Source organism: Plasticicumulans sp. (assembly GCF_035331805.1).
GTDB lineage: Bacteria > Pseudomonadota > Gammaproteobacteria > Competibacterales > Competibacteraceae > Plasticicumulans.
On the sequence record NZ_DAOLKE010000230.1, the window covers coordinates 1 to 1184 of the forward strand.

The 1184-nt window shown below is 73.4% G+C and carries 1 protein-coding gene and 1 pseudogene; both read right to left on the reverse strand.

Features of this window, described 5'->3' with window-relative positions:
• Positions 1-476: pseudogene (locus PKE44_RS13990) on the reverse strand (hypothetical protein); the annotation flags it as partial.
• A 10-nt stretch (positions 477-486) separates the two neighbouring features.
• Positions 487-1184 (reverse strand): nitroreductase family protein (locus PKE44_RS13995; protein WP_324552233.1); only part of this gene is annotated, 698 nt, incomplete at its 5' end.

Here is a 1184-nt window from a genome sequence, read left to right on the forward strand (position 1 = left end):
AAGGTGCCGATCAGGCCGATCAGCACCAGCGTGCCGCCCAGGAAGCGCACCAGCGCGCGCGCATCCTCCCCGCGCCCGGCGAGCGTTTCGAGCAGGAAGGGCAGCGTCTGCTGCGCATCGGCCTGGCGCAGCGTCAGGCGCACGCGGGCGAGAAATTCGCCGACCGCACCAAGGCTCGGCAGCGTCATCAGCTCAGCCGCTTCGCCGGCAGCCCGCGTGCCGGCGCGCACTTCGGCCGCCAGCCTCGCCACGCGCGCGCAGGCCGCCTGCTCGCGGCGCAGCAGCCCCAGACAGCGCAGCGTGTAACCGGCTCCGAACAGGAACAGCACGAGGATCAGGCCGTTCAGGTAGGGGCTGATCCGGAAGGCGTTGGCGAGCGGCGCGCGCAGCAGCAGCGCCAGCCCCGCGAGCAGCAGCAGGAACAGTCCGGCCCGCACCAGAAAACGGTCGACGCCGGCACCGGCCGGAGCGCTCATCGCAGCGGCCTCAGTCGCCGAGCGGCTGCGCCCAGCCGCCCTCGAAGGCAATTCCGGACAGCGCCAGCCGCGTGCGCGCCGCGGTTTCGCGGGTGCGCAGGGCTTCGGGCAGCACATCGGCCGGTGCCGGATGACCGATCGCGATCATCGCCATCGGCGTCGCGCGCTCCGGCAGGCCGGCAAGCTTTGTGACGGCCGCGGCATCGAAGCCGCCCATCTGGTGTGCCGCCAGCCCGAGCGCAGCGGCCTGGATGCACAGGTTCTCGCTGGCCGCGCCGGTGTCGTACTGCGCCCAGCGGTTCGGCTGGCCGTTGTGACGGAAGTCCGCGCAGGCGACGGCGAGCAGCAGCACGGCCGCATGCTGCGCCCAGACGCGGTTGCCTTCGGACAGCGTCGCCAGTGCCGCGGCAAAGCCGGCCGGATCGCGGCTGCGGTCCCAGCAGACGAAGCGCCAGGGCTGATCCCCGAAGCAGGACGGCGCCCAGCGCGCGGCTTCGAGCAGCGCCTGCAGATGCGCACGCGCCAGCGGCCGTGCGGGATCGAGCGCGCGCGGGCTCCAGCGCCGGGCGAGGGCCGCGTCGATGGCAACGGCGGTCACGGCCGGTTTCCCGGGCAGCGGATGAGGCATCGGTTCGGACACGGCGATCTCCGGCACGCAGGGACGGATCGACGGACAGCGGCCATCGGCCATCGGCCATCGGCCATCGG